Here is a 25,254-nt window from a genome sequence, read left to right as displayed (position 1 = left end):
TCGTCTCATCCACACGACTCAGCGCCGGAACGGCACGCCGGTCTTTTCCTTCAGCTCTTCATCGCTGACACCCGGCGCGGCTTCCACCAGCACCAGCCCCTCAGCGGTCACATCGAAGATCGCCAGATCGGTGATGATGCGGTCGACCACGGCAACGCCGGTCAGCGGCAGGGTGCAATCCGGCAGGATCTTGTGCTCGCCATTCTTGGCGGTGTGCTCCATCAGGACCACCACGCGCTGCACGCCGGCGACAAGATCCATCGCGCCACCCATGCCCTTGACCATCTTGCCCGGCACCATCCAGTTGGCCAGATCGCCCTTGTCGGTGACCTGCATCGCGCCAAGGATGGCAAGGTTGATGTGGCCACCGCGGATCATCGCAAACGAATCGTGGCTACCGAAGTAACTGGCGCCAGCACGCGCGGTGACGGTCTGCTTGCCTGCATTGATCAGGTCAGCATCTACCTCAGCTTCGGTCGGGAACGGGCCAATGCCTAGCAGGCCGTTTTCGGACTGCAGCCACACATCCACGCCGTCGGGGATGTGATTGGCCACCAGGGTCGGCAGGCCGATACCCAGGTTCACGTAGGCACCATCGGCCAGCTCGCGCGCGGCGCGCTGTGCCATTTCATCACGGGTCCAGGCCATCTCAGTTCCCCTCCTGACGCACGGTGCGCTGTTCGATGCGCTTTTCCGGCGTTGCGTTCAATACGATGCGATCAACGTAGATGCCCGGCAGGTGCACCTGGTCCGGGTCGATGGCGCCCACCGCGACGATTTCTTCCACTTCGACCACGCAGACCTTGCCGGCCATGGCGCAGGCCGGGTTGAAGTTGCGCGCGGTCTTGCGGAACAGCAGGTTGCCGGCTTCGTCGGCCTTCCATGCCTTGACCAACGACACATCGGCCTTCAGCGCGGTTTCCAGCACGTAGTGCTTGCCGTCGATCTCGCGGGTTTCCTTGCCTTCGGCGACGATGGTGCCGTAGCCCGTGGCGGTGAAGAACGCCGGGATGCCAGCACCGCCGGCGCGCAGGCGCTCGGCCAGGGTACCTTGCGGGTTGAACTCCAGTTCCAGCTCGCCGGCCAGGTACTGGCGTTCGAATTCCTTGTTCTCGCCCACGTAGGACGAAATCATCTTCTTGATCTGCCGGGTTTCCAGCAACTGGCCCAAGCCGAAGCCATCCACACCGGCGTTGTTGGAGATCGCGGTCAAGCCCTTGACCCCGCTGTCGCGTAGCGCGGCAATCAGTGCCTCGGGGATGCCGCACAGGCCAAAGCCACCCACGGCAAGGGTTTGCCCATCGGCCACGATGCCGGCCAGGGCCTCGGCGGCGCTGGCAAAAACCTTGCCACGCTGCCGGGTCGGGGAGAGATCGCTCATCGCATCACACTCACAGTGCTGAAGATGCCCATATTCTAGCCATACCGCAGGGGCAACCCCCTTGGACCTTCGGCCAGCGCGTTTTGCGCACCGTGGAACTTCCATCCAGCGTACAGACAGCCTGCGAGCGCGCAGCCGACTAAACTAGGCAATCTTTCACCCAGCAGGATGCATGCATGCCCCTCCCCGCGTTCAAAGCCTACGACATTCGCGGCCGTGTGCCTGAAGAGCTCAACGAAGACATGGCGCGCAAGATCGGCAAGGCATTGGCTGCCGAGCTCGGCGCCGGTCCGGTGGTACTGGGCCATGACGTACGCCTGACCAGTCCTGCGTTGCAGGATGCGCTGGCTGCCGGCTTGCGCGGGGAAGGCCGGGAAGTCATCGACATCGGCTTGTGCGGCACCGAGGAGGTCTATTTCCAGACCGGCCACCTGCATGCAGCCGGCGGAGTGATGGTCACCGCCAGCCACAACCCGATGGACTACAACGGCATGAAGCTGGTGCGCGAACAAGCGCGCCCGATCAGCTCGGACACCGGCCTGTTCAGCATTTCAGACACGGTGGCCGCCGATACCTCACAGCCGCAGCCTGCATGTGCGGGCCAGACCGCACAGCATGACAAGTCTGCTTACATCCAGCACCTGCTCAGCTATATCGACGCCAGCCAGCTCAAGCCCTTGAAGCTGGTAGTCAATGCAGGCAACGGCGGTGCCGGTGCCATCGTCGACCTGCTGGCGCCGCACCTGCCGCTGGAATTCGTGCGGATTTGCCACGAGCCCGATGGCAGCTTCCCCAATGGCATCCCCAACCCCTTGTTGCCGGAGAATCGCGACGTCACCGCCACGGCGGTGCGCGAACACGCTGCCGACTTCGGTATCGCCTGGGATGGTGACTTCGACCGCTGCTTCTTCTTCGACCACAATGGCCGCTTCATCGAAGGCTATTACCTGGTCGGCCTGTTGGCCCAGGCAATTCTCGCCCGCAACCCCGGCGGCAAGATCATCCACGACCCGCGCCTGACCTGGAACACGGTCGAGATGGTGGAAGCCGCCGGCGGTGTGCCGGTGCTGTGCAAGAGCGGCCATGCCTTCATCAAGGAAAAGATGCGCGCGGAAAACGCCGTCTACGGTGGCGAGATGAGCGCACACCACTACTTCCGAGAGTTCGCTTATGCCGATTCGGGAATGATCCCATGGCTGTTGATTGCCTCGCAGGTCTCCAGCAGCGGCTTGTCGCTGGCCGAGCTGGTCGAAGACCGCATGGCGCGCTTCCCATGCAGTGGCGAAATCAACTTCAAGGTTGCCGACGCCAAAGCTGCCGTTGCGCGGGTAATGGCGCACTTCGCCGCGCAATCGCCTGCACTGGATCACACCGATGGTATCAGCGCCGACTTTGGCAGCTGGCGCTTCAATCTGCGCAGCTCCAACACCGAGCCGCTGCTGCGATTGAATGTTGAAACCCGAGGTGATGCCCCATTGCTGGCTGAGCGCACCGCCGAAATTTCCACCTTGATCACCGCCTGAGAACCTTCATGAGCCAGATCCTGCCCGTCATTCTTTCCGGTGGCTCCGGCACGCGCCTGTGGCCGCTGTCGCGCGAAGCCTACCCCAAGCAATTCCTGCAGTTGGCCGGCGAGCACAGCATGCTGCAGTCCACCTGGCTGCGGGTGGCTGATGTCGCCACCCAGGCCCCTATTGTCGTGGCCAATGAAGCGCACCGTTTCGTCGCCGCCGAGCAGTTGCAGCAGGTGGGTACCACGCCGTCGGCCATCCTGCTGGAGCCGGTTGGCCGCAACACTGCCCCGGCCATCGCTGCGGCTGCTTTGGAGGCTTGCCGCGACGGCGCAGACCCACTGCTACTGGTACTGCCCTCGGATCATCTGATTCGTGATGTTGCGCATTTCCACCGCGCGATCCTGGAAGCTGCCGATATCGCCGAGCAGGGCAAGCTGGTCACCTTCGGCATCCAGCCGACCGCCCCGGAAACCGGCTACGGTTATATCAAGGCCGTCGCCGGTGAAGGCGCGCGGGCCATCGAGCGCTTCGTCGAGAAGCCCGACCTTGCAACCGCTCAGAACTACGTCGCCTCCGGCGAGTACTACTGGAACAGCGGGATGTTCCTGTTCCGCGCCTCACGCTACCTGCATGAGCTGGAACGCCTGCAGCCGCAGATTCTCGCTGCCTGCCGTACCTCATGGGAAAAGGCACGACGTGATGCCGACTTCATCCGCCTGGATGCAGAAGCGTTCAAGACCAGTCCGTCCGATTCCATCGACTACGCGGTGATGGAAAAGACCGCTGATGCGGCCGTTGTTCCGCTGGACGCAGGCTGGAGTGATGTCGGCTCCTGGACCGCCCTGCGGGATGTCTCCGAACAGGATGCAAACGGCAACGCGCACCGCGGCGATGTCATTGCCATCGATTGCCATGACACCTTCGCTTATGGCGAACGCCTGATCGCAATGGTCGGTCTGGATGACGTGATCGTGGTCGAGACCGACGATGCGGTACTGGTCGGCAAGTCCGATCGCATGCAGGAAGTGAAGGACGTTGTGGCACGCCTGAAGGCGGATGGTCGCAGTGAAGCCACCTGGCACCGCAAGGTTTACCGCCCGTGGGGTGCCTATGACTCCATCGATCACGGCGACCGTTTCCAGGTCAAGCGCATCACCGTCAAACCCGGCGGCACCTTGAGCCTGCAGATGCACCACCACCGTGCCGAGCACTGGATCGTGGTCAGTGGCACGGCCGAGGTCACCCGTGGCGATGAAGTGCTGCTGCTTACCGAGAACCAGAGCACCTACATCCCGCTGGGCGTCACCCACCGCCTGCGCAATCCGGGCAAGCTCCCACTGGAACTGATCGAGGTGCAGTCCGGCAGCTACCTGGGCGAGGACGATATCGTGCGCTTCGAGGATACTTACGGACGAGCTTGATCGACTACTCCGGGAGGGGTATGGCGAGCACGCAACAGCCCCTTGCACCTGACGCATTTGTGTTTCCCAATCGTTCACCTATCATATCGCCCTCAAACAAACAGCCAGAGGACGATAACGGATGAACAAGACTGGCACCCTCCAATCCCTCCAGGCGCTGAGAGGCGTCGGAGCGGTTGCCGTTGTCATTTACCACGCGCTGTCGATGCACCCGTTCCTGAATTTTCGAGCAGGTGCGGCAGGTGTTGACCTGTTCTTCGTCATCAGTGGCATCGTCATGTGTCTGTCCCTACGGCCCGAAACGACCGCTCTGGATTTCATGAAGCGTAGGGTGATTCGCGTCGTACCGATGTACTGGATCGCAACCACGTTGGCTGCGGCCTACTTCTATATCCGTTACCCGGACATCCCCCCTTCAACCACGCACATTGCGCGGTCCTATATGTTCGCCCCCCCACCCGAGGGCTTCGGAATGCCCGTCCTGTACCCAGGGTGGACGTTGAACTTCGAGATGTTCTTCTACGCGATCCTTTCTTTGCTGCTTTTGACCAAACGCATGGTGGTTCCGCTGGCGATCTGCCTGTTGGCTGCACTCAGTAGTATCGGAAGCGTCATCCCTCTACTCGTCAAGGCCTACTACTTCAATCCAATCATCTTGGAATTCGCAGCAGGCATGTTGGTCGGCTTGGCAATCAAGTCGGGCTATCGACCAAACAGGACGGAAGGTTGCATCTACCTGCTAACCGCTCTTGTTCTAATCGTGGTGCACAACCACTATCGATCAGAAGGCGTTCTCCCGTGGGCGCTTCCGAGCATCCTGCTGATTCTGGGTGCACTTGCATTTGAAACGTCACTGATCGTCACGAATCGCTTCACCCAGTTGATTGGAGAGGCCAGCTACTCGATCTACCTCTTCCATGCGCTGGCAATCTGGCTCACCACTTGGATCTGGAGAAGCACGCCGCAGGTCGGCGCCGTCCTGTTTGCAGTGGCGCTCTCGGTCGCAGCAGGCGTGATCGCATATCTTTTCATCGAAAAGCCGTTGCTCAATCTGATGCTTGGCCGCAGGAAAGTCGCCCACCCACCCATGAGCAGCACTACCTGAGCATAGACTGCCGGCTCGCGGCAGGGAACATGTGTGAATCAGCCACCACCCCCTCCGCTCACGAAGATGCTGCTGGGCCCGGCACAGCCAGTTCCAGCAGCACCTGCTTCAAGCCGTCCCGCCAAGCGGGCAACACGATGCCGAAATCTCGGCGCAGCTTGCGATTATCCAGCACCGACCACGATGGCCGCTTGGCTGGAGTTGGGTAGTCCGCACTAGAAATCGCCTCGACCATCGGCGTATCTGCCATCAACCCCGCAGCCAACGCTTCGGCAAATATCGCCTCGGCAAAGCCATGCCAACTGGTCTGCCCCGAAGCTGTCAGGTGCCAGGTACCGGACAGCCTGCCCGGATGCCGTAGAGCTTTCAGGGTGATTTCGGCAATCAAAGTTGCACTGGTTGGCGTGCCGATCTGATCAGCAACCACGCGTAGCGCACCACGCTCGGCCCCAAGCCGCAGCATCGTGCGCAGGAAATTCCGGCCATGCGAGGCGTACACCCACGCGGTACGGAAGATCAAATGCCGGCCACCGGCTGCGCGCACAGCGTCCTCGCCGTCCCGCTTGCTGATGCCGTAGACACCTAGCGGTGCGGTCGTCCCGTCCTCACGATACGGTGCCCTGCCTTGCCCATCGAATACGTAGTCGGTGGAGTAATGCACCATCGGTACATCGTGTGAAGCGCACCAGCGTGCGATCACTCCCGGAGCCCGTGCATTGGCGGCAAACGCAGCTTCCGGTTCCAGCTCCGCACGATCCACGTCGGTATAGGCAGCCGCGTTGATCACCACGTCGGGGCAAACACGGTCGAGGAAAGCCGTCAGATGCTCCGGCTGGGCGAAATCGGCCGTTTCGCAATCACATCCATCGGGCAGACGACCACTGCGCGTGGTCGCCACAACGTCATCCACGCCGTGCAATGCACGCAGCAACTCCTGGCCGACCTGGCCGTTGCCACCGAACACCAGCACGGTCATGGGACGTAAACCGGAAGTAGATCTTCGCGGATATCCCTCAGAAAGGGCGCGACCTCATCCTTGCCGGACAGGGTCGGGGCGCTGATCGGCCAGTCCACGGCGATATCGGCATCGTTCCAACGCACGCCTGCGTCGAATTCCTTTAGGTACACCTCGGTACACAGGTAGCTGAACACTGCATGTTCGGACAACACGGCGAAGCCATGTGCGAATCCCTCCGGGATCCAGAGCTGGCGCTTGTTTTCAGCACTCAGCACCACGGCATCCCATTGGCCGAAGGTGGGTGAACCAAGGCGGATATCCACCGCCACGTCGTAGACCTCGCCTTCCAGCACGCTGACCAGCTTGCCCTGCGGGCGCGGCCACTGATAATGCAGCCCGCGCAGCACGCCCTTGCTGGAGGAGGAGACATTGCCCTGTACGAACCGGTCCGGCAATCCATGTGCCTTGAAACGCTCTGCATTCCAAGTTTCGAAGAAGAAGCCGCGCTCATCACCGAATACCGTCGGCTCGATGACCACACAGCCGGGCAACTTGGTTTCAATCACTTTCATGGAACAATACCCCGTTGCAGCAGCTTCTGCAGATACTGGCCATATCCATTCTTCAATAGTGGGGCGGCCAGTTCCTCGAGCTGTTCCGCACTGATCCAGCCTTGCCCGAAGGCGATCTCTTCCGGACAGCACACCTGCAGACCCTGCCGTGTCTGCAAGGTTTCGATGAAATTGGAGGCCTCCAGCAAGGACGCATGGGTACCGGTATCCAGCCAGGCATAGCCGCGACCAAGCGGCTCAAGGTGCAGATCGCCTTCGTCGAGATAACGCTGATTGAGGTCGGTGATCTCCAGCTCACCACGTATCGAGGGCTGGAGTTCTGCGGCGTAGTCACCTGCCTTGCCGTCGTAGAAGTACAGGCCGGTAACCGCATAGTTGGAGCGCGGCTGCGTGGGTTTTTCGACCAACCCAACAACCTTGCCATCTTTGTCGAACTCGGCCACGCCGTAACGCTCCGGGTCATTGACCCAGTAGCCGAACACCGTGGCGCCCTGCGCACGTGCATCCGCGCGCCGCAACATCTCCCGCAGGCCGGTGCCGTGGAAGATATTGTCACCAAGGACCAGGCAACTGGGCTGCCCGGCGACGAATTCACGACCGATCACGTAGGCCTGGGCCAATCCGTCAGGACTCGGCTGCACCGCGTACCGGATGTCCATGCCCCACTGGGAGCCATCGCCGAGCAGGCTGCGGAACAAGGCCTGCTCATGCGGCGTGTTGATCACCAACACCTCGCGGATGCCAGTCATCATCAGCACGCTCAACGGGTAATAGATCATCGGCTTGTCATAGACCGGCAGTAGCTGCTTGCTAGTACCCTGCGTGATCGGATATAGCCGTGTTCCTGACCCACCGGCCAAGATGATGCCCTTACGCTGACTCATGTCATGCCACCTCGCCGCAGCCAATTCGCTGCAGACGATAGCTGCCGTCCAGCACGCCGTTCACCCATGCCTGATTGGCCAGAAACCAGTCAACAGTGAGGGCGATGCCCTCCTCGAAGGAATGGCGCGGCTCCCAGCCCAGCTCATCCTTCAACTTGGAGGCATCAATCGCATAGCGACGGTCATGTCCAGGGCGATCAACCACGTGGGTGATCTGGCTGCTACGCGGTGTGCCATCCGCGCGCGGATGACGCTCATCAAGCAATTCACAGATTGCCTGCACCACCTCGATGTTCTGCCGCTCCGCGTTGCCGCCCACGTTATACGTCTCCCCGACCCGCCCTTTGGCCAGCACCGTACGGATCGCCTCACAGTGATCGGAAACGAACAGCCAATCCCGCACCTGCATGCCATCGCCATATACCGGCAGCGACTCACCGGCCAATGCCTTGGTGATCACCAAGGGAATGAGCTTCTCCGGGAAATGATACGGGCCGTAGTTGTTTGAGCAGTTGGTGGTCAGCACCGGCAGCCCATAGGTATGGTGGAAAGCTCGCACCAGATGATCGGATGCGGCCTTCGACGCCGAGTACGGAGAGTTGGGGGCATACGCAGTGATCTCGGAGAATTTTCCAGTCTCGCCCAACGTGCCATAGACCTCGTCGGTAGAAACGTGCAGCAATCGGAACGCCGCGGCCTTGTCTGCCGGGAGTGCCTTCCAGTAGTCACGCACCGCCTCCAGCAAACCAAGGGTGCCGACCACATTGGTTTGGATGAACGCTGCCGGTCCGTCAATGGAGCGGTCGACGTGGCTTTCCGCCGCAAAATTCAACACCGCATCCGGTTGATGCTCAGTCAGCAACCGCATCAGCAGCGCACGATCTCCGATGTCGCCCTGCACGAAGACATGATCGGGAACACCCTCAAGACTCGCAAGAGTGCTCAGATTGCCTGCATAGGTCAGCAGATCAAGGTTGATGACCTTGATACCACGTGCAACGGCCTCGAGGACAAAATTGCCGCCGATGAAACCGGCACCGCCGGTGACGAGCCATGTGGACACCATCCGTTCTCCAGATTCAGGGATTGCACATCCGGGTCCGGCTGCGCTTTCAGAACGTAGAGAATACCTTTCCCGGGTCAACCGGTGCATGACCCCGACATGCCCGCAGGCCGCCAGCAACAGTTTTTCCGCCATTGTAAGGATCAATTACCCCCCGATCCTCTAGGAGCAGTGATAGATAGTCCCAAGGAGCACCATCCCCGACGGCAACTATTGAGCCAGCGCGTGAGCTGCCGCAGCCTCGGCAACAGCCTGAGCGCCCCACCGATCGCAGAACAGCGCGAGAAAGGAAACCATCCACAGACAACCCACTCCAACCCGAGAGGCCCGTCAACATCGCTAAAGGGCCAATACACCTAGCCAGCCGGGGCGAAGCTGGCCGCCCCCCTCTCTATCCTCATTGCGGCAAGTCGCTGGGATGCCAGCACATCCAATCCAGGTCTAGGGAACGCGGGGCTCCGCCTGCAGCAAGCATCCACTTCAGAATCTTGGCATCCTCACCGCCCCTGCCGAACAAACCCGCGCGCAAGCCGGCCTCTCGCTGGAAACACAGAAATCTGGACAGGACCGCGGCAGCATGCCCAGTGGCTGCTAGGTTGCGGCCAGATTCAGGCCGTTGTGTTGAGCATCATCGCGCCCCTACGGCTAGCCCAGACGGCGGCAACACGTTCAAACAAAGCTTCGTTGCATACGATCCACGGCAGGAGCACGTTCCTGCGGGCAACGAAGGACGAGAGATGGGTCGCCTACGCGTGCAAAGCACGACACCAAAGAATGGCGTATGGGCGGCATGACGAACGAATCACAGGCCATGCCCATGTCGATCGCGGTACCAACAGCTATACTTTGCCGCGAATTCAGGCTTCCCGATTCGAGTCTGAAGCATACAAAAACCCGGCGGCTATCGAATGCAACGAACTGACCACGCACTTTGCGTAGACTTGGATGGCACACTGCTGCGATCAGACCTGCTGTATGAGTCCCTGCTGACGCTGTTAGCAAGCAACCCCCTGTATCTCTTCCTTCTGCCGTTCTGGCTGCTCCGCGGCAAGGCTGCGCTCAAGCGCGAGATCGCCTCCCGGGTGTCACTTTCAATCGAGCATCTGCCGTACGACCCGCGTGTGCTGGAAGCGCTGCAGACGACGCAACAGCGCCCCCGGGTCCTCTGTTCGGCCTCGGACAAAGAGCTTGTTGATGCCATCGCCACCCATCTTGGTGTGTTCGACGAAGTCATGGCCAGCGATGGACGGCTCAATCTGGCCGGACACCACAAGGCCGAAGCACTTAATTCGCGCTTTGGCACCGGTCAGTACGACTATATGGGAAACGCAAGCGTGGACCTGCAGGTATGGAAGCACGCGGCAGGCGCCTACGTAGTCAATGCGGGGACTGGCTTGGCGACGGCAGCATCCGGCGTCACCAGCGTCCTCACACATTGGCCGGCATACGGCGGCGGGCTTCGCGCCTGGATCAAGGCACTGCGCATTTATCAATGGGCCAAGAATCTCTTGGTCTTGGTACCACTGCTGACCGCCCACCGGTTCTTCGACCTTCCTTCGGTGCTGGATGCGGCGACCGCCTTCGTCGCGTTCGGGCTGTGCGCATCGGGCGTTTACCTGCTCAATGACCTGCTCGACCTGGCTCCGGATCGGCAGCACGCGCGCAAGCGCAAGCGTCCTTTTGCTGCCGGCGATCTACCGCTGCTGCACGGTCTACTGGCGGCACCATTGTTGACCCTGGCCGGGTTTGCGCTGGCACTATGGACCAGTCCCGCCTTTGCCTTGGTGCTGCTGGTCTACTACATCACGACCCTTGCCTATTCATTTGTGCTCAAGCGTATCGTGATGATCGACGTGGTAACGCTCGCTGCGCTCTACACCATCCGTATCATCGGCGGCGCGGTAGCCATCAGCGCAGACCTGTCATTCTGGCTACTGGCCTTCTCCATGTTTATTTTCCTGAGCCTTGCATTGGTCAAGCGCTACACTGAGCTTGCCTCGATGGCCAATTCCGGCAAGCAGAAGGTCGCAGGCCGCGGCTACGATGTATCCGACCTACCCTTGATCCAGTCGCTGGGTGCGGCAGCCGGCTACATAGGCATCATGATCTTTGCCCTCTACATCAATAGCCCGGACAGCCTGGAGCTATATCACAACCCTCGTATTCTCTGGCTGTTGTGCCCGGTCCTGCTGTACTGGATCAGCCGTGTCTGGATCATCGCACATCGCGGCGACATGCACGACGATCCGATCGTGTTTGCTGCACGCGATCACGTCAGTCGGATCGTTGCACTGATATCGATCCTCATTGTCGCCGCCGCCACGATCACATAGTGATCGAAATCCGCAGGCCTCACCTAGCCGTCAACAGAACACTACCGGACACGACGCATGTACCTGGCCTACATCCCTGCCATCCTACTGTCAGTCGCTCTGAACGCAACGGCGCAGATCCTACTTCGGCAAGGCATGCCGACAGTGGCGTTGATCACTGGAGAAGGACTGCTGTCGCTCGCGGCAAGCGGAATCAGGATCGTGTTCAATCCATGGGTTTTCTCTGGCCTCTTCTGTTTCGCAGCCAGCCTTGTGCTCTGGATGTATGTCCTGTCCAAGGTAGAGGTCAGTTTCGCTTACCCTTTCAACAGCATTGGCTACGTAATCGTTGTAGCCGCCGCTTACTTCTTCTTTCGTGAACCGATCAGCGCCATGAAAATCGCAGGCATCGGCCTTATCTGCCTCGGCGTCTTCTTGGTTACCAGGAGCTGAGGTACCACCCCCCCGGAATCGGCATCCTGATGCTCCCTCCGGCCATATTTCGACGCCTCGCCATGCCTGTGGGTAATACGCGCCACCCACGGGACGGAGTCAACTTCTCATGGGTCGCAGCAGCGATTGACGCGCAACCCACCAATCCAGGGGACCACACCTACCATGCAGAACCAGAACGCTGCCGCCGACACTGACTTGGTCATGGGCATCGATGCGCGGAGATTGGCCGCCAGCATCGTTGCGTTGATCGTGACGATAGCGGGCGCCAAGGCAGTCGCTGCTTATTTCGACACCCCGATCATGGTGTTCCTGCTGCCGATGGCGGTCGCAGTCGGACTTTGCCTATGCAAACCGGAGCGCCGCTGGGTGTCCCCCGCCGTGACAGCCATCGCCTTGCTCCTCGTCACAGCACTGCTCTCCAACGTGGTTCCCGATCCAACCTGGGACGGGAACATGTACCACAAGGTGGCAATGGTCGCTCTACACGACGGCTGGAATCCATGGCGCTTTCCTGAACTCGGAGACTGGATGAAAGGGCAGCACACCCTTGAGTACAGCAACGCGGTATGGGACAGCAATATCGCCGACTCCTGGATCAGCCATTACCCCAACGTATCCTGGTTGTTCGGCGCCGCTATGCTGGACTATGGGTTCGGCTGGGAATCGGCCAAGGCGATCAGCCTCCTGCTGGCGATCGCTACGGTTTTTTACGGAGCCTCAGTGTTCCGTCAATGGATCGCATCGCGTTGGAAGTACGCCCTCCTGACTGCCGGCATCGTGCTGTGCCAACCCCTGCTGGCGCAGGTGGCGACAAACTATGTCGACGGCATGACCTATGGGCTCTGCGCCTTGATCCTTCTTGCGCTGCTCGATCGCAACCGTGGCCCCATCGTCAGAACCCTGGTCTGGTGCAGCCTGATCCTACTGGCCGGCCTAAAGTTCACCGGGGCGTTGTATGGAGCACTATTCGCGATCCCCTTTGTCATCCTGTTCCGCCCACGCATCCGCGAAATCGCACTTTGGGGGACTATTGGCCTCTGCCTGCTATCACACCCATATCTGAATCACGTCGTATCAGGACTACCCGTTGGCTATCCGGTTACCTCCGGTGATCAGATCCTGGCCGGGCAGGTCGAAAAGGAAATGCTTGCTCAATCGCGGCCACAGGCACTGGTAACGTCTATTCTCTCAAAGTCGTCCAACGGCCTTGAAATACCTGACATGAAGATTCCAGGCACGATCCATGCCGGCGAGATTCTCATTTCGGGATCCCCGGACACCCGATATTCCGGATTCGGCCCACTGTTCTCACTCGCGATACTGCTGGGGTTGATCAGCTGTTTAGCTGCAACAATCGAAGCTTGGCGCCATGGCAACCAACGCAATACGTGGGTGCTACTTGCATGCATCGGTTTCGTAATGCTGCTGACACTTATCCACTCAGCGCCTTGGTGGGCGCGCTATGTCCCCTTCCTGCAGTTCGGCCTGGTGATCGCTTTCCTGATGGGAATGCGCGCACGCGCCGCCTGGATCAGAGGCCTAGCAGTAGCAGGTGCGCTTGTTCTTCTCATTAATGGTCTGCTGCTCATAGTCGGCGTAGGCAGCTACCTGGAACGTTTCTCGGTCGCCCAAGGGTTGGCGACTGATCGACAGATCATTCGCAACCATCCACGTGGCGAAAGCGTGGTGATTCGCTCCCCTTCTTTCATTGCATTCGCGGCTATCTACCACGCCCGGGAAAACCTCGATCTTGAACGGATCGAATATGAGATGGTTCCCCTTGATCAGCTTGACTGCGGCGGCCGTGAGGAGTTCGGCACCTGGATCGGGCTTGCCAAGTTCTGCCGAGGGCAGGCAACCCCCTGACCACACATACCATACGCGTTCGCATGGCCCCTCTAGGCCAGTTAGAATCGGGTCGTACCCCGACCCGGTTTCTGTTTCTGAGTGCCGGATGCTCCCCCTGCTTACCGAAGGACCCCGCAGCACATGAAAATCCTCGTCGCGTACAAGCGCGTGGTGGACTACAACGTCCGCATTCAAGTCAAGCCGGATGGTTCCGGCGTGGTCACCGATGGCGTCAAGCTTTCGCCGAACCCGTTCGATGAAATCGCCCTGGAAGAAGCCCTGCGCCTGCGCGACAAGGGCATCGCCACGGAGGTGATCGTGGCCACCATCGCCCCAGCCGATGCCCAGGCGCACCTGCGCAACGGCCTGGCCATGGGCGCCAACCGCGCCATCCACGTGGTCACCGACCAGGCCATCCAGCCGCTGACCGCCGCCCGCACGCTTCTCAAGCTGGTGGAAAAGGAACAGCCGGACCTGGTCATCCTCGGCAAGCAGGCCATCGACGACGATGCCAACCAGACCGGGCAGATGCTGGCAACGCTGTGGGCCCGCCCGCAGGCCACCTTCGCCTCCAAGGTAGAGATTGCCGACGGCAAGGCCACGGTCACCCGTGAAGTCGATGCCGGCCTGGAAACGCTGGAAGTCGATCTGCCGGCGGTAATCACCACCGACCTGCGCCTGAACGAGCCGCGCTTCATCAAGCTGCCGGACATCATGAAGGCCAAGGCCAAGCCGCTGGAGACCCTGCAGCTGGCCGACCTCGGTGTTGAAGCCGCCGATACGTTCAAGACCACCCAGTACGCTGCGCCGTCCAAGCGCAGCAAGGGCGTTATGGTGAAGGATGCTGCCGAACTGGTAGCCGCACTCAAGCAGAAGGGGTTGCTGTAATGGCCAAGATTCTCGTCATCGCCGAACACCTGGACGGCAAGCTCAACAGCGCCGTCGCCAAGACCGTGTCGGCAGCAACCGCAGTGGGCGGCGACATCGATGTGCTGGTGCTGGCCGCCGATCCGACCGCCATCGCCGCCGAAGCCGCGCAGATTGCAGGCGTCAGCAAGGTGCTGACCATCGCCAATCCGGCCAATGAACACGCGCTGGCACAGGTACAGGCACCGCAGATAGCCAAGGCCGCTGCCGGCTACAGCCATGTATTCGGCCCGTCGACCACCACCGGCAAGGATGTAATGCCGGCCGTGGCTGCCCTGCTCGGCGTCAACCAGGTCTCGGACCTGATGTCCGTTGAAGGCCCCCATACCTTCAAGCGCCCGATCTACGCTGGCAACGCCATCATCACCGTCGAAGTCCCGGCCGACCAGGTCGTCGTGGCCACCGTGCGTGCCGCATCCTGGCAGGAAGCGGCCAAGGGCAACAGCGCCCCGGTCGAAGCGATCAACGTTGATGCCGCCCTGCCCTCGCACACCCGCTTCGTCGGCCTGGCCGCCGGCAAGAGCGATCGCCCTGACCTGCAGAGCGCCAAGCGCGTGGTCTCCGGCGGTCGTGGTGTCGGCTCGGAGGAAAACTTCAAGGTGATCTACCAGCTGGCCGACAAGCTCGGCGCCGGCGTTGGTGCGTCGCGCGCCGCGGTGGATGCTGGCTACGTGCCCAGCGACATGCAGGTCGGCCAGACCGGCAAGATCATCGCCCCGGAGCTGTACATCGCCGTGGGTATCTCAGGTGCCATCCAACACCTGACCGGCATCAAGGACGCCGGCACCATCGTCGCCATCAATAAGGACGGCGATGCGCCGATCTTCGAGATTGCGGATATTGGATTGGTGGGCGATCTGTTTACGCTGCTGCCAGAGTTGGAAAACGCGCTTTGACGTGCAATCGCCCGCTGGCATCGGCCAATGCCGCCGCCCTTCAGAATTCAAGCAGGAAATCGTGAGCACTCCCTATAAAAAGATAATGGTTGTTTTCGGAACCCGACCGGAGGCCATCAAGATGGCTCCCGTGGTTGAGGCTCTCAAGGAACGACCCGAAATTGAGACAATCGTCGCAGTCACCGCCCAACATCGACAGATGCTCGATCAGGTACTTGACCTGTTCAACATCAAGGCTGATATCGACCTCAACGTGATGGAGCCTGGCCAGACATTGGCCGGCCTTTTTGCCAAGATTCTTACTGGCATGACGGCAGTCATCGCCGAGCACAAGCCTGACCTTGTACTGGTCCATGGTGATACCAGCACCACCTTGGCCAGCGCCCTCGCCGCTTTCTACAACCGGGTTGCCGTGGGTCACGTGGAAGCAGGACTTCGCACCGGGGACATATATGCCCCGTGGCCGGAAGAGGGCAATCGCCGACTGACTGGTCCCTTGACCCGTCTGCACTTCGCCCCCACCAGCCGCTCTCGCGACAATCTGCTGGCCGAGGGAACCTCAATCACCGATATCCATGTCACCGGCAATACAGTGATCGACGCACTTCTCAATGTCGCCGACAAGCTGAAGAACGACGCAGTGTTGAACGATGCCATGCGCAGTCGTTTTCCATTCTTGGATCCGTCCAAACGCCTGATCTTGGTCACCGGCCATCGTCGCGAGAACTTCGGCAGCGGCTTTGAGAGCATCTGTGAAGCACTCATAGCCCTGGCCTCGCGCGGCGATACCCAGATCGTCTACCCGGTGCACCTCAATCCAAATGTGCAGGGACCGGTCAACCGTATCCTTGCAAACGCCCCGGGCGTGGTACTGATCGAGCCACAGGACTATCTGCCATTCGTCTATCTGATGACACAGTCCACACTGATCATTACCGACTCCGGTGGTGTACAGGAAGAAGCGCCTTCTCTTGGAAAGCCCGTCCTGGTGATGCGCGATACCACCGAGCGCCCCGAAGCCGTGGATGCAGGCACGGTACGACTGGTGGGCACCGACGCCCAGCGGATTGTCATCGAGGCCAATCGCCTGCTTGACGATGCCCAAGCCTATCAACACATGTCTCGTGCTCACAATCCCTATGGCGATGGCCAAGCAGGCCGGCGAATCGCCGACATCATCTGCGAAAGCACGTCACAAGCGTAACGGCACCTGCGCTCCGGAACGGAAAACTTCGGAGCGCAGCATGACAGCGCGAATCAATCATGGCATGGCGAGCACTCTCTCGCTGTCGCAACAACCACAACCATGGTGGATGGGGCATTGCATCACCGGGGAAACAGCCCTGGTTCGAAATCACGCTGCCCAGTTAGCATCCGTATTGCCGCTGTGGCATCCAATCTGCATTGGAGCAATCGAGGCATAAGGTGCACTGGCGACCATCCCAGCAGCACTGGAACGATCTCGCAACCGGCTTGGCCTGCGGTTCTTGGGGAACAGAATGCTTCCACATTTGCAGGCAAGCACGGTTTTGCAACGTTCAGATCCGCTGGGCAACGATCGACGCTGCATCGCGCACGCATGCAGGTGTCAACTCGTCACTGCATATCTGCCGCATCCATCGCAACAATGCGAACACGGCCCTCTTCACCACACCTGATGCTGCCCCCGACATTCCGACCATGGGATCCGCCATCCCGTTCACTGGCTGGCCCCGCTACGGTACTGGCCTTTGCGTTTCACGTACCCACAGTCACCGCTCAAGCACAAGGCAAAAAGCAACGTGACATAGCCCTAGGCCAGGGCGATCAATCCCTGCCTTCATACACCATTGTGCAGACTCCGCTCAATCGCTGCCCCAAGCTACGCCAACTGAATCTCTCGAACGCTGCGGCACCTAGGACAAGCCCGTCCTCCAATGTTCCGTCACGCTTCCTGACCACCAGGTCGTCGAGTAGCATGGATATATCTGAAACACGCGCATCCACCACATAGCCACAACGTTCGGCTTCGATAAGGAGCGCGGCAGCGTCTTCCCTGTCCGGTCGAACATGCAGGATGGGCCGTCCGCTGCCCATATACTCGAGCACTTTTCCAGGGACCTGGGTCATCCCGGCATTCCCGATGCTTACCAGCAGATCGGCGCTTGCCTGCAGACGCAGCGCTTCGTCATGCGGCACAGAACCGAGCCATGAGCAGTGGGTATTCCCTTCACTCAGAAACCCTTCGACGTGAGCAGGAAGCTCTGGCGCAGCCAGGATGCACTCGCAATCCTGAATCCCCGAGACCGCCCTTAGCAAGGGCATCGGATCGCGAAAGGGATAGAACCGCCCGGTATACACGAGTCGCAGTCCTTCATTGGCTCCCCGGGCCTCTACGCCAACAGAGATCAGCGGATCGAACCCTTGCGGAATGACATGCAGCTTCGAAGCAACACCATGCCGCGTGCCGAAAAGTCTTGCCGTCGCTTCAGAAGTCAACACGACCGCAGCGGATTGCTCGCAGACATTCCGCTCAAGACGAAAAGCGCGCCGCTGCCAGCGCCTTGCCGTGTAGGTCGCCAGAATCGGATCTCCAAGTTCAGAGACCAATACCACTCCCGTTTCCTTGGAGAAGTGCAGCGCCGCCATGACACCCACTGCGGGCTCATGCGATCCGATGAGTAGATTAGGTACTCCCGCATCTGCTACCCAAGCGCGGGCGTAGCGTAACGCAGCCTTCACCCATAGCGATCGCGCATCAGGAAACAGGAACACGCCCATCAATTCTCGGATGAACTGGATGAACCTGCCTTTCCAGTTCAACCCGTTTCGCACGCGCGAAGGAGATGCAGCCGATTCGCGGTCCACTGCAAGCCTGGAACGACCACGCTTCAACCATGCAACCAGACCATCAATCCCCCCCGGATTGATCCGATGCACCACCACTCCGTCAATTACCTCATGCGCAACTGCCGATACCGGCCCTGCCGCAGCGATGACATCCACTTCATGGCCACACGCGACAAGCTCCCGCATAAGCCTTGCGACACGAAGTGCCTGCGGCGTATCCGATGGAAGGAATTCATAACTGAATACGAGAATGCGCATTATTGCGTCCGACACCAACGAACTCGGCCTGAAGCTGTGGTCAATTAGCTGCCAACGCCCCAAACGTTGGCAGCCCGGTAACTCACTCTTGAGGAGGAACGTTGAAGAAGTAGTTCGGGCGATGCCCCCACTTTTCCTTGAAGTAGCGCGAGTTCTTCAGGAACAACGCCGCGTAGCTCTCCGAACCAGCGCTGGCGGCGGTGGTCTGATGGGGTTGATGCCGCACCCCCTGCAAATCGCGGTAAGCCAGATGGTAACCGGCGTTCAGTACACCAAAGGAGATATCGGTATCTTCGAAGCATGTCGGGTCGTACGCTTCATCAAACCCACCGACCAAGTCGAACGTATTCCGCCTCAGGAACATCCCGCCGGAGCCGAGGTAGGCGATATCCGTCCTGTAGCCCAGTTCCCGATACTCCCCTGTCAAGGTGCCCCGCGCGGGCAGGTAATCCGCAATCGGACCTCCCACGCTCTCGACACCGGCATTGAACCAACCGGCAGCCCAACCAACTGCCCCAATACTTGGATTGGATTGCAGAATCGACAACGCTTCTTCGAAGGAACCTCGGTTAGTCAGCCACTGATCCGAATCGAAGAAGGCAACTATTGAACCGCTCGCATGCCGGACACCCAGATTCCGACCGGAACTGCACCCGTTCTTCGGGCTCCTGAGCACCAATACATCTGGGAACAAGGATTCGACCAGATCCGCACCGCCATCGGTGCTTGCGTTGTCGACAACAATGATCTCGCGCAGGTACTCCTGCCCGTGGAGTCTCAGGCTGGAAATGCAGCGCTCGATGATCCTTGCGTTGTTGTGGATAAGCACGATCGCACTAACTATCTTGCCAAATCCTCGTGGAGGCAGGATTGCGTCGGCGCGGCTAGCCCAGGAATTCCGCATGAGGAAGCTGTCCACCTTGGCAGCATCGGCCTGCACGCCTTCGGCGCACAATTCGGCAAAATGCTGACCATCCCGCGCAATGAACACATTTGGATAGCCCTCCAGCTCCGGCAACGCGTTGGCTATCACTGGAACGCCCATGGCCAGGTACTCAAAGACCTTGATCGGCGACACCGCATCGGAAATGTGCCCCGGAATAAAGGGTAGCAGCGCCGCATCACAATGGCGAAGGTAGGCCGGCAGCTCATCGATGTTCTTGCTTCCGAGGAAGTGCACGTTTGAGTCCACAACCCGACCAGCCGGAGCATCACCAATCAGATAAATGTTCGCTCCGCTTCCGATCCGCTTCGCCGCCAGACTGATGGCATCCCAGTCGAACCACTCTCCGTAGAGAGACCCAAAATAGAGCAAAGCACGTTTGCTCGAATCGATTTCCGCCGGGCAGGCGTACTCCTTGTAGGAGTCAAAGATTCGCTCATTCGCAGCATTGGGTAGATAGAGCGCATCGCCTCGCCCCGCTGCCACGAGCTTGTCCCTGAGCACCTTTGCGGTACCAACGACAATCTCGCTCTCGGCGATGTACTTCGACATCACCGCCTCATCAAACCAGTCGCCACCAAGGGAGCTATCCCATGCATCGATAAGTTCAAAGACACGTTGCCCCCCCACTTCGCCAATACGTTCGAAGTAGGGCATGAAGCCCTTGTGAGGCATCTCGAATATAGCCACATCATTGGACGATATCCCGGCCACGATGTCCTGACCAGAAATCCTGTCGAGGAAGAGATGGGTCAGACCTTCAGTCGTGAAAGTGCTTTCGACGGGAGCGCCGCCCTCCCACTTGCGATACGCGTACACGTAAGTCACTTGTTCGCCGCGCTCAAGTAGAACACGGGTCAGCTGGGCTGCACGCTGCCCTCCCCCGATATCATCGAAAGGAACGCCAGTGAAGACGAAGATCCTGCGACCTGCCTTCATTGCCGGGCTTAGGTCATCCAGCGTCTTCTTCACCTCCACCAGTTCCGACCGGAAGTGCTCAAACCGTCCGTCTGGTCCCTGCACACTCGCAGCCGCCGGAAGCTCGGATCCATCCGCATGCCCACGCAAGCGAGCTATCACGCGTCGCAACGGTCCGGTCAGGCGCCAACTTCTGCTGGTTCGGAGCTGCTCAATCTGCTTGATCAGTTCATCGCGCTGCGCGGTGACATCCGATGCGTAGGAAGAAAGATTCCTGGCTAGATCGGCTGCGCGACGGATTGATGCGCGGGTGACAGCGGCATCAGCACCGACACCGGCATCAATCGCCGACTCCGGCAATACAGTGCCAATGCTCCGCTTCAACGGTTCATCGAGAACGGTTGGATTGGCGACTTCAGGCTCCGGGATCAAGATCTCCGCCTGAGCAACCTCCTGCTCTGTGCTCGGAGTTACCAGTTGGACAACCTCCGGCTCCGCGACCAGCGCCACCACTTGCGCTTCTTCAGGGTCCGGGATCGGCACTACCACTTGGCCATCCGCAAGTTCCACGATCGAAGCCACCACTTGCGCTTCTTCAGGGTCCGGGATCGGCGCTACCACTTGGCCATCCGCAGGTTCCGCGATCGGCGCCACCACTTGGCCATCTGCAGGGTCCGGGATCGGCGCTACCACTTGCGCATCTTCAGATTCCTGGATCGCTGCCGCCAGGTGATTTGCGAGAGCTTCAGCCTTGGAGACTGCTTCTTGCAGGCTCTGGACTTCTGCGGTCAGCCGATCACGCTCTTCGATCCGGTTCATGGCGACGCTCTGCTCATAGCTGACGCGCCCCTCAAGCTCAGCGATCATAAGACGCTGCTGCACCGACTGATGACGCTCCTGGATCAACGCGTTGATCAGTGCGTCTTCACCCTCGTTCTGCACGTCGGGGCGCAGCGCAACCGGCACGGCGATGTGCCCGAGCTTGATCCTCGCTGCAACCGGTGCATCATTCCGCAGATAAACAAGAAGTATCTGCTTGCCCGCCCACTCGGTCTCGGGAATTGACGCGCCATCGACGATTCGATGGTAGGCAAGGAAGAAATCGCCGTCGAGGCGGAAGGGAATATTGCCTGCCTCAAAGGTATAGAAGTGCTCCTCGATCCTGAGATATTCCTCATAGGGAATCAGCAGGACGATACCCATCCGCGCGATCCGCGAAACCGCGTCGAGCATTTCCCATGGCTTGTAAAAATGCTCCAGCGTATTTGAGCTGAAGACGAAGTCCCACTTCCTATCAAGCTCCGCTGCAGCGACGTCAAAGCACTGGAACTCAATATTCGGATAACGCCCGGCTGCGTCATCAATCGCCGCTGGCGAGAAATCACAACCCGTCACGACGGCACCGCTGATGGACTGGGCCAGCACGTCGGTCCCGTCTCCAAGCGCACAGCCCCAGTCGAGCAGACTGAGCCTCTCCGAAGCCATCGACCACTTCAACCAATCTGGAAGGAGCCCAACACCGAGACGTGCAAAAAACCGGCTCTGCTCCCTGCCACGGCGTTCGATCCAGTTCTCCTTGAATCGCTGGTCCCAGTATTCCTTGTCATTCACATCAGACATTAGTGAATTTCTCCTGCTTAACGGTAATTGCTGCTGGGATATTGAAGATTCCGAAACGCCGTACGCGACTGGTAACAGAGAAGTAGTGCGCCCCCTCGACATACTCGAAGTACTGGATAGCTTCAATGGTCCGATCCTCCAAGGCAAGCACCAGCAGGTACTTACCCTCGGTCAAACGATTGACGAACTCGAAGCCCACCTCGACTTCCCCCGTGCGGCCAGAAAACAGCATGGGATTCTCGTCATGAGTCGACACCACGAATAAATCCGTTCCCCGCAGGTCCTTCACCGACATCGACAGCGCCACGTGCGCGGGATCAATCTGTTCTGGCAGGCAAATCCTCACGCGTACACGAAGCGTGTCGCCATACTCAGCCACCTTTGCAGTCGCGCCACCGATCCCCTCGAATGACCACGAAGAAATCGCACCGACATTCGAACCCCAGTGACTGATTGGCGCCAATCGGCTATCGGCCAAAAGCGAGTCTGATACCAAGGCATGAGTGGCACCCGCGGCAGAAGACGGCGCGGATGCCTCCTCCAGTTCAACCTTTGACTCCGTCTCGGCTTCGGCAGCCATTAGAGATGCGGACTCATCGGTATCTTCAAACATCTTTTCCATGTAACGCGATGTCACACCAAATACATCGCCAAGAGCAACCATGTTGCCCGAATCCAACCAGAGCGCCCGGTCACAAAGCGTCCGCACGATTCCCACGTCATGGCTGACAAAAAGCAGCGTACAGCCGTTCTCGCGCAGTGACCTGATCCGCTTGATGCACTTGGCCGAGAACCTTGCATCACCAACCGCAAGCGCCTCATCAACGATGAGGATTTCCGGATCGACATGGGAGGCCACAGCAAACGCAAGGCGAACAAACATGCCGCTTGAGTAAGTCTTTACCGGCTCTTCCAGGAACCGACCGATCTCGGCAAACGACACGATCTCATCGAATCGCGCTTCAGTTTCCGCTCGGGACAGGCCCAGAAGCGCGGAGTTCATGAAGACATTGTCCCTGCCCGTAAACTCCGGATCGAATCCCGCACCAAGCTCCAGCAGACTGGCAATGCGCCCCTGCGCACTCACCCGCCCCTCGCTTGGCTCCATGACACCGCAGACAAGTTGCAGCAGGGTGCTCTTCCCGCTTCCGTTACGGCCGATGATTCCAACGGACTCGCCCCGGTCCACGGAGAAGTCCAGGTTCCGAAGTGCCCAGAACTGATCGATGGCGGGCGGCTTGCGATTGAACAGCTTCGCGCGGAACTGGACCCCCGGCGATGGTTTGAGCGGGTAGGCCTTTCCAAGCCCCTCAGCAGAAAGAACAACTGACATCAGATTGCGTCCGCGAAGCCAGATCTCATCCGGCGGAAGAACAGGTAGCCAAGCGTCATGACGACCGCGCCGATAAGCAGATGCAACGGGTAGTGAAGCAGATCCAGCTTATCCGGCCAAAGCAGCAGAGCGCGGGAGGACTCGATGGCATAGCTCAATGGGTTGAACTGCATTACCTGCCGCAACACCGGCGGGACGCTGGCCATGGGGTAGAAGATCGGCGACAGGAACATCAGGGCGATATTGAACGTCCCCACGATCTGATCCGTGTCACGGAAATATGCCCCCAGTGCGGCGAGTAACCAGCAGACACCCAACGTAATCATCATCAGAGGCAACCAGACCAAGGGCAACAGCAGCACTGCAAACGGCAGTGCGCCCTTGATGCAGATATAAAAAACCACCCATACGAGCAGTGCGATCATCGCGTGATACGCAGCGCTGCCAAGTGATACCCCAGGAAGAATGGCAAGCGGAAACACTGCTTTCTTCACCAAATTCGAGTGGGATCGCATCGACGAAGCCGCCGACGCAAACGACTCGGTCAGAAACAAGTAAGGGATCTTTCCCAGGAACAGGATAAGGACGTAGTCCCACGAACTGGCGATAGACGGCCAGCGAGGCTGAAAGATCAAGCCAAACACGACCGTGTAGATACCGATCATCATCACCGGTTGGATGATCGCCCAGAGCAAGCCACCCGCAGTGGATTTGTAGCGCCGCTCGATATCACGGCGAACCATTTGGCTGTAGAGATAGTACAGCTGGGAATAGCGCCCTACTCCTTGCGATATGTTGACGCTCACAGCGCCTGCTCCAGATCCCCCCGCAGATCCTCAACATCCTCAACCCCCACGCTCAACCGCACCAACGCATCACTGATGCCCAGCTGTTCGCGGCGAGCCACGGGAATCGAGGCGTGGGTCATCACGGCCGGATGGTTGACCAGGCTCTCCACACCGCCAAGCGACTCGGCCAGGGTGAACAGCTCGGTGCGTTCGCAGAAGCGCTTGGCTGCTTCGAAGCCGCCCTTGAGCACGATCGAGACGATGCCACCGTAACCGGCCATCTGCTTGCCCGCCAGTTCGTGCTGCGGGTGCGAGGCCAAGCCTGGGTAGATCACCTTCTCAATTGCCGGATGGGTTTCCAGCCACTTGGCCAGCTCCATCGCATTGGCGCAATGCGCCTTCATGCGCAGCGGCAGGGTCTTCAGGCCGCGCAGGGCCAGGAAGCTGTCGAACGGGCCCTGCACGCCACCGATGGAGTTCTGCAGGAAAGCCATCTGCTCGGCGAGCTCAGCGTTGTCGCCGACCACCACCATGCCACCGACCATGTCGGAGTGGCCATTGAGGTACTTGGTAGCCGAATGCAGCACCAGGTCCGCGCCCAGCTCCAGCGGACGCTGCAGCATCGGCGAGGCGAAGGTGTTGTCCACCACCACGATCAGGCCGTGACGCTTGGCGATGGCGGCGACCGCGGCGATATCCACGATCTTCAGCATCGGGTTGGTCGGGGTTTCGATCCACAGCATCTTGGTCTTCGGCGTAATCGAAGCTTCAAACGCAGCCAGATCAGTCAGGTCGACGAAGCTGAAATCCAGTGCGGCGGTGCGGCGACGCACACGCTCGAACAGGCGGAAGCTGCCGCCGTAGATGTCGTCCATCGCCACCACGTGGCTGCCGGCATCCAACAGTTCGATCACGGTAGAGCTGGCGGCCATGCCCGAGGCGAAGGCAAAGCCACGCGTACCGCCTTCCAGTGAGGCCACGCAACGCTCGTAGGCGAAGCGGGTCGGGTTGTGCGTGCGCGAGTACTCAAAACCCTGATGCTCGCCCGGGCTGGACTGTGCGTAGGTCGAGGTCGCGTAGATCGGCGGCATTACTGCGCCGGTGCTGGGGTCAGGCGACTGCCCGCCGTGGATGGCCAAGGTGGCAAGCGACAAGGCGCGCTCGCCGTCCTGGCTGCGTGAATGCTGATCCGTCATGAGGGCTTCCAGCTAAAGGGGCGAAATTCTAT

Annotated in this window: 20 protein-coding genes; 9 read left to right on the top strand and 11 right to left on the bottom strand. The window is 59.7% G+C overall.

Annotated features, from left to right (window positions below; all coding sequences use genetic code 11):
• Nucleotides 1-18 precede the first annotated feature (18 nt).
• Both ACVOLL_RS15865 and ACVOLL_RS15860 read right to left on the bottom strand, forming a co-directional pair.
• Complete coding sequence (locus ACVOLL_RS15865; RefSeq protein ID WP_481513759.1) at nucleotides 19-648, bottom strand: CoA transferase subunit B; 630 nt, start codon at nucleotides 646-648, stop codon at nucleotides 19-21.
• Between the two features lies 1 nt (nucleotide 649).
• On the bottom strand, nucleotides 650-1,381 hold the full coding sequence (locus ACVOLL_RS15860; RefSeq protein WP_282266866.1) for a CoA transferase subunit A: 732 nt from the start codon (nucleotides 1,379-1,381) through the stop codon (nucleotides 650-652).
• 176 nt (nucleotides 1,382-1,557) lie between these two features.
• Between ACVOLL_RS15860 and ACVOLL_RS15855 the strand changes: the two genes are divergently transcribed.
• The 3 genes from ACVOLL_RS15855 to ACVOLL_RS15845 all read left to right on the top strand — a co-directional run bounded on the left by ACVOLL_RS15855 (nucleotide 1,558) and on the right by ACVOLL_RS15845 (nucleotide 5,421).
• The gene (locus ACVOLL_RS15855; RefSeq protein ID WP_481513758.1) at nucleotides 1,558-2,904 is read left to right on the top strand and encodes a phosphohexomutase domain-containing protein; all 1,347 of its coding nucleotides are present in this window, start codon (nucleotides 1,558-1,560) and stop codon (nucleotides 2,902-2,904) included.
• Between the two features lie 8 nt (nucleotides 2,905-2,912).
• Nucleotides 2,913-4,316 carry a mannose-1-phosphate guanylyltransferase/mannose-6-phosphate isomerase gene (locus tag ACVOLL_RS15850; protein ID WP_481513757.1) on the top strand — a complete coding sequence of 468 codons (1,404 nt, stop codon included), beginning with the start codon at nucleotides 2,913-2,915 and terminating at the stop codon, nucleotides 4,314-4,316.
• Nucleotides 4,317-4,437: 121 nt separating this feature from the next.
• Complete coding sequence (locus tag ACVOLL_RS15845; RefSeq protein ID WP_481513756.1) at nucleotides 4,438-5,421, top strand: acyltransferase family protein; 984 nt, start codon at nucleotides 4,438-4,440, stop codon at nucleotides 5,419-5,421.
• Between the two features lie 58 nt (nucleotides 5,422-5,479).
• Here the strand turns inward: ACVOLL_RS15845 and rfbD are convergent, their stop codons facing one another.
• Genes rfbD through rfbB form a run of 4 tightly spaced genes read right to left on the bottom strand, consistent with a single transcriptional unit; the run spans nucleotide 5,480 to nucleotide 8,898 of the window.
• Nucleotides 5,480-6,397: a dTDP-4-dehydrorhamnose reductase gene (rfbD, locus tag ACVOLL_RS15840; RefSeq protein WP_481513755.1), complete on the bottom strand. Its 918-nt coding sequence runs from the start codon at nucleotides 6,395-6,397 to the stop codon at nucleotides 5,480-5,482.
• On the bottom strand, nucleotides 6,394-6,951 hold the full coding sequence (rfbC, locus tag ACVOLL_RS15835) for a dTDP-4-dehydrorhamnose 3,5-epimerase (protein WP_481513754.1): 558 nt from the start codon (nucleotides 6,949-6,951) through the stop codon (nucleotides 6,394-6,396). Before rfbC ends, rfbD begins: the two co-directional genes overlap by 4 nt.
• Nucleotides 6,948-7,835: a glucose-1-phosphate thymidylyltransferase RfbA gene (gene rfbA, locus ACVOLL_RS15830; RefSeq protein WP_481513753.1), complete on the bottom strand. Its 888-nt coding sequence runs from the start codon at nucleotides 7,833-7,835 to the stop codon at nucleotides 6,948-6,950. Before rfbA ends, rfbC begins: the two co-directional genes overlap by 4 nt.
• A gap of 1 nt (nucleotide 7,836) precedes the next feature.
• Nucleotides 7,837-8,898, bottom strand: a complete 1,062-nt coding sequence (gene rfbB / locus ACVOLL_RS15825) for a dTDP-glucose 4,6-dehydratase (RefSeq protein ID WP_481513775.1) — start codon at nucleotides 8,896-8,898, stop codon at nucleotides 7,837-7,839.
• 908 nt (nucleotides 8,899-9,806) lie between these two features.
• On the opposite strand from rfbB, the gene ACVOLL_RS15820 reads away from it, so the two are divergent.
• The 6 genes from ACVOLL_RS15820 (at nucleotide 9,807) to wecB (ending at nucleotide 16,541) form a co-directional block, all read left to right on the top strand.
• Complete coding sequence (locus ACVOLL_RS15820; RefSeq protein ID WP_481513752.1) at nucleotides 9,807-11,231, top strand: UbiA family prenyltransferase; 1,425 nt, start codon at nucleotides 9,807-9,809, stop codon at nucleotides 11,229-11,231.
• A gap of 57 nt (nucleotides 11,232-11,288) precedes the next feature.
• Nucleotides 11,289-11,663 (top strand): SMR family transporter, encoded by a 375-nt coding sequence (locus ACVOLL_RS15815; RefSeq protein WP_481513751.1) that lies wholly within the window; start codon nucleotides 11,289-11,291, stop codon nucleotides 11,661-11,663.
• A 165-nt stretch (nucleotides 11,664-11,828) separates the two neighbouring features.
• Complete coding sequence (locus ACVOLL_RS15810; protein ID WP_481513750.1) at nucleotides 11,829-13,532, top strand: hypothetical protein; 1,704 nt, start codon at nucleotides 11,829-11,831, stop codon at nucleotides 13,530-13,532.
• 123 nt (nucleotides 13,533-13,655) lie between these two features.
• Entirely contained in the window at nucleotides 13,656-14,402 is a 747-nt protein-coding gene (locus ACVOLL_RS15805) for an electron transfer flavoprotein subunit beta/FixA family protein (protein WP_481513749.1), read from the top strand.
• A complete protein-coding gene (locus tag ACVOLL_RS15800; protein WP_481513748.1) occupies nucleotides 14,402-15,337 on the top strand; it encodes an electron transfer flavoprotein subunit alpha/FixB family protein in 936 nt (311 codons plus the stop codon). The genes ACVOLL_RS15805 and ACVOLL_RS15800 overlap by 1 nt, the downstream gene beginning before the upstream one ends.
• Before the next feature lies 1 nt (nucleotide 15,338).
• Entirely contained in the window at nucleotides 15,339-16,541 is a 1,203-nt protein-coding gene (gene wecB, locus ACVOLL_RS15795) for a non-hydrolyzing UDP-N-acetylglucosamine 2-epimerase (protein WP_481513747.1), read from the top strand.
• Nucleotides 16,542-17,143: 602 nt separating this feature from the next.
• Here wecB and ACVOLL_RS15790 read toward each other — a convergent pair.
• From ACVOLL_RS15790 to ACVOLL_RS15770, 5 genes are all read right to left on the bottom strand, one after another.
• Nucleotides 17,144-18,424 carry a glycosyltransferase gene (locus ACVOLL_RS15790; protein WP_481513746.1) on the bottom strand — a complete coding sequence of 427 codons (1,281 nt, stop codon included), beginning with the start codon at nucleotides 18,422-18,424 and terminating at the stop codon, nucleotides 17,144-17,146.
• Between the two features lie 82 nt (nucleotides 18,425-18,506).
• Entirely contained in the window at nucleotides 18,507-21,905 is a 3,399-nt protein-coding gene (locus ACVOLL_RS15785) for a glycosyltransferase (RefSeq protein WP_481513745.1), read from the bottom strand.
• The gene (locus ACVOLL_RS15780) at nucleotides 21,898-23,238 is read right to left on the bottom strand and encodes an ABC transporter ATP-binding protein (RefSeq protein WP_481513744.1); all 1,341 of its coding nucleotides are present in this window, start codon (nucleotides 23,236-23,238) and stop codon (nucleotides 21,898-21,900) included. Before ACVOLL_RS15780 ends, ACVOLL_RS15785 begins: the two co-directional genes overlap by 8 nt.
• Entirely contained in the window at nucleotides 23,238-24,044 is an 807-nt protein-coding gene (locus tag ACVOLL_RS15775; protein WP_481513743.1) for an ABC transporter permease, read from the bottom strand. The genes ACVOLL_RS15780 and ACVOLL_RS15775 overlap by 1 nt, the downstream gene beginning before the upstream one ends.
• Entirely contained in the window at nucleotides 24,041-25,222 is a 1,182-nt protein-coding gene (locus ACVOLL_RS15770) for a cystathionine gamma-synthase (protein WP_481513742.1), read from the bottom strand. Before ACVOLL_RS15770 ends, ACVOLL_RS15775 begins: the two co-directional genes overlap by 4 nt.
• Between the last annotated feature and the right edge of the window lie 32 nt (nucleotides 25,223-25,254).

Source organism: Stenotrophomonas sp. STEN035 (assembly GCF_056759935.1).
This window is presented reverse-complemented; position numbering and strand designations above follow the sequence as displayed.

Bases quoted from the DNA above. Each gene is read 5' to 3' on its own strand.
- ACVOLL_RS15865 (WP_481513759.1), bottom strand. From the start codon at position 648: ATGGCCTGGACCCGTGATGAAATGGCACAGCGCGCCGCGCGCGAGCTG.
- ACVOLL_RS15860 (WP_282266866.1), bottom strand. From the start codon at position 1,381: ATGAGCGATCTCTCCCCGACCCGGCAGCGTGGCAAGGTTTTTGCCAGC.
- ACVOLL_RS15855 (WP_481513758.1), top strand. From the start codon at position 1,558: ATGCCCCTCCCCGCGTTCAAAGCCTACGACATTCGCGGCCGTGTGCCT.
- ACVOLL_RS15850 (WP_481513757.1), top strand. From the start codon at position 2,913: ATGAGCCAGATCCTGCCCGTCATTCTTTCCGGTGGCTCCGGCACGCGC.
- ACVOLL_RS15845 (WP_481513756.1), top strand. From the start codon at position 4,438: ATGAACAAGACTGGCACCCTCCAATCCCTCCAGGCGCTGAGAGGCGTC.
- rfbD (WP_481513755.1), bottom strand. From the start codon at position 6,397: ATGACCGTGCTGGTGTTCGGTGGCAACGGCCAGGTCGGCCAGGAGTTG.
- rfbC (WP_481513754.1), bottom strand. From the start codon at position 6,951: ATGAAAGTGATTGAAACCAAGTTGCCCGGCTGTGTGGTCATCGAGCCG.
- rfbA (WP_481513753.1), bottom strand. From the start codon at position 7,835: ATGAGTCAGCGTAAGGGCATCATCTTGGCCGGTGGGTCAGGAACACGG.
- ACVOLL_RS15820 (WP_481513752.1), top strand. From the start codon at position 9,807: ATGCAACGAACTGACCACGCACTTTGCGTAGACTTGGATGGCACACTG.
- ACVOLL_RS15815 (WP_481513751.1), top strand. From the start codon at position 11,289: ATGTACCTGGCCTACATCCCTGCCATCCTACTGTCAGTCGCTCTGAAC.
- ACVOLL_RS15810 (WP_481513750.1), top strand. From the start codon at position 11,829: ATGCAGAACCAGAACGCTGCCGCCGACACTGACTTGGTCATGGGCATC.
- ACVOLL_RS15805 (WP_481513749.1), top strand. From the start codon at position 13,656: ATGAAAATCCTCGTCGCGTACAAGCGCGTGGTGGACTACAACGTCCGC.
- ACVOLL_RS15800 (WP_481513748.1), top strand. From the start codon at position 14,402: ATGGCCAAGATTCTCGTCATCGCCGAACACCTGGACGGCAAGCTCAAC.
- ACVOLL_RS15790 (WP_481513746.1), bottom strand. From the start codon at position 18,424: ATGCGCATTCTCGTATTCAGTTATGAATTCCTTCCATCGGATACGCCG.
- ACVOLL_RS15785 (WP_481513745.1), bottom strand. From the start codon at position 21,905: ATGTCTGATGTGAATGACAAGGAATACTGGGACCAGCGATTCAAGGAG.
- ACVOLL_RS15780 (WP_481513744.1), bottom strand. From the start codon at position 23,238: ATGTCAGTTGTTCTTTCTGCTGAGGGGCTTGGAAAGGCCTACCCGCTC.
- ACVOLL_RS15770 (WP_481513742.1), bottom strand. From the start codon at position 25,222: ATGACGGATCAGCATTCACGCAGCCAGGACGGCGAGCGCGCCTTGTCG.